Source organism: Pirellulales bacterium, from assembly GCA_035656635.1.
Taxonomy (GTDB): domain Bacteria; phylum Planctomycetota; class Planctomycetia; order Pirellulales; family JADZDJ01; genus DATJYL01.
The window spans coordinates 1-2,661 of record DASRSD010000012.1 but is presented as its reverse complement, the minus strand read 5'-3'; the positions used below and the strand labels follow the sequence as shown (position 1 = coordinate 2,661).

Below are 2,661 nucleotides of genomic sequence, written 5' to 3'. Positions count from 1 at the left end.
TTCCCGTCGACCTGACATATACCGAATTCAAGCTACTGCACTTTCTGGCCCGCAAGCCCGGGTGGGCATTCACGCGCGGGCAAATTGTCGACGCGGTGAAAGGAGAGGATTATCCCGTCACCGAACGATCGGTTGATGTGCAGGTGGTCGGCCTGCGAAAGAAGCTGGGCGATTTTGGCGTCAACATTGAAACCGTCCGCGGCGTAGGGTACCGATTCAAGGAATGACAGGGCATAATGACAGGTGACGCGGGTTTGCGTCATCTCGGGTCATTTTGCGGGCTCATTCTGCATGCAACGTCACCGGTTGGTTAGGCATCTTGCCTTTCGATATTTCCTTATCAGCCTGGCGGCCCTGATGGTGTTTGCTTGGTGGGCGGCCCAGGCGTTCAATCTGGCGTTAACGCGTTCCACGTGGACAGAGTTGGAAGCGGCCGCCAATTTGGCGGCGACGGATGCGGGGCCGCTCGTTTCGAAGCAAAGCGCGTCTCAAGCCGAGCCTTTCGTACAAGGCCAGACAGAAGCGGTCGCGCGGATTGCAAAGAATACGCGTACGCGAATTACGCTCGTGCTCACCGGCGGTCAGGTCTTGTTTGACACGAGCGACGAGGCGTCGCAAATGGAAAATCATTCCAATCGGCCGGAAGTGGTCGCCGCGCTGGCTGGCACCACCGGGCACGATGCACGCTACAGCGACACGCGCAACGAACAAATGATGTACGTGGCGGTGCCGCTGCGGCAGGAGGGAAAAATTGTCGGTGCGGTGCGGGCCGCCAAATCGGCCGCCGATTTACAGCTCGTCTATCACGACAGCCAACGATCGCTGCTCGAGGGAATCGTTGTAATCGGAATTGTCGCAGGCTTGGCCGGGTGGTGGTTTGCACGGCGGACCAGCCGCCAAATTGTACCGCTGGTCAACACGGCTGAAATGCTCTCGCAAGGCCAGCAGATGCCCAAGCTGCCGCTTTCAGAAATTGTGGAACTGGCGGCCCTAACCACGGCCCTGAATAAAATTGCCAGACAACTCGACGAACGCACGCTGCTCATCGGGCAGCAAGGCCACGAGCAGGAAGCGGTGCTGGCCAGCATGGTCGAAGGGGTCTTAGCGGTCGATTCGGAACAGCGCGTAATCACGTTGAATTCCGCGGCCGCCCAGCTGATTGGCAGCCATCAAGCGGAACTGCAAGGGCGAAATCTGCAGGAAGTGCTGCGCAATGCCGATCTGCGGCGGTTCGTCTCTCGGGCCTTGGAATCGCCCGATCCCATTGAAGACGACCTCGTTTTCCACGGCGAAGGACCGCGGATTTTGCAAGTCCGCGGTACGGCCCTGCGCGATGCGGCGGCCCGCAGCGTGGGCGCGGTAATCGTGCTGAACGACGTAACCCGCTATCGGCATTTGGAAAATCTGCGGCGCGATTTCGTGGCCAACGTTTCGCACGAACTAAAAACTCCCATCGCCTCGATCAAAGGCTTTGTCGAAACATTGCTCGACGGGGCGATGGCGCATCCGGACGATGCGCAGCGGTTTTTGAAAATCATCGGCAGTCATGCGGAGCGGTTGAACAACATCATCGAAGATTTGTTGAGTCTGTCGAAGATCGAACAGAGCGAGCAAGCCGTGAATTTGCCGCTGGCGCTGGCGCCGCTACGGCCGGTGTTGGAAGCGGCGCTGCACGGTTGCCAACCGCATGCCGAGGCGCGAAACATCGAGCTTTGCTTAGACTGCGACGCTGCCCTCACGGCGCGCATCAATCCGCCCCTCTTGGAACAGGCCGTGATCAATCTGGTCGACAATGCCATTAAATACAGCGAGCCGGGCCGGCAGGTGTTCATTGAAGTCGCTTCCCTCCCTCTCCCTCTGGGAGAGGGCCGGGGTGAGGGGCCCGAAATCGCCCTCGCCGTGCGCGACCACGGCTCCGGAATTGCCGCCGAACATTTGCCCCGTTTGTTCGAGCGGTTTTATCGGGTCGATCGCGCTCGCAGCCGAAAATTAGGCGGAACTGGGCTGGGTTTGGCCATCGTCAAGCACATTGTGCAGGCCCACCAGGGGCGTGTTTCGGTCGTCAGCACTCCCGGCGAAGGGAGTGTGTTTTGCATCCATTTGCCTTTGCCGGCGGCAATTCCGGCAGAAGTGGGCGGTATTCAATAGCGGAAGGCGATAAACAGCCCGCATTTCGGTAGCCGGCGCTGAGCCGCAATCAGGAATTTCTAAAAAATTTTTGGCTGCAAAACCAGGTTTTATTCGTTTCCCATGAGCGGATTAACAAAAGTCCCGCAGCGTGTTTTTACGCGGATTTCGTGGGTTTCAGGGCCTGGAAATAGCTATTTGGGGGAGCTTCCCAAGCACGCGAACCCCCCCGGGCTACGGATCAGTGTTAAGGTGCTGTTCAAGGACTGTTTGTTAATTTTTTTCCTATTTTCGGGGGGGATGCAAGCAAAATACTTGCAACGCTTGTAATCGCTGAGTAGATTGTGTGAAGTTCAAGGCAAGAAAGTTCTGCCTGGGGGGAGTTGTTCGGGATATCCTCGCTGTTCTCTAGACCACACCATACCATCAACAGAGGTGGAGAGTCGTATTATGAAGTGCTTTGCAAAGTTAACATTCGCCGCAGTCCTGGTTGCCTCGATGGCCTGCAATGCTTGGGCAGCCACGGGAGACAAC

2 protein-coding genes are annotated in these 2,661 nt (G+C 57.5%); both read left to right on the top strand.

The window, feature by feature from the left end:
* On the top strand, positions 1 to 227 hold a 227-nt coding region (locus VFE46_01030), incomplete at its 5' end, for a helix-turn-helix domain-containing protein (GenBank protein HZZ26560.1).
* A 64-nt stretch (positions 228 to 291) separates the two neighbouring features.
* Positions 292 to 2,148 (top strand): ATP-binding protein, encoded by a 1,857-nt coding sequence (locus VFE46_01025; GenBank protein ID HZZ26559.1) that lies wholly within the window; start codon positions 292 to 294, stop codon positions 2,146 to 2,148.
* Positions 2,149 to 2,661 lie beyond the last annotated feature (513 nt).

Excerpts from the sequence above, each read along its gene's own strand:
- VFE46_01025 (HZZ26559.1), top strand. The coding sequence starts at position 292 with ATGCAACGTCACCGGTTGGTTAGGCATCTTGCCTTTCGATATTTCCTT.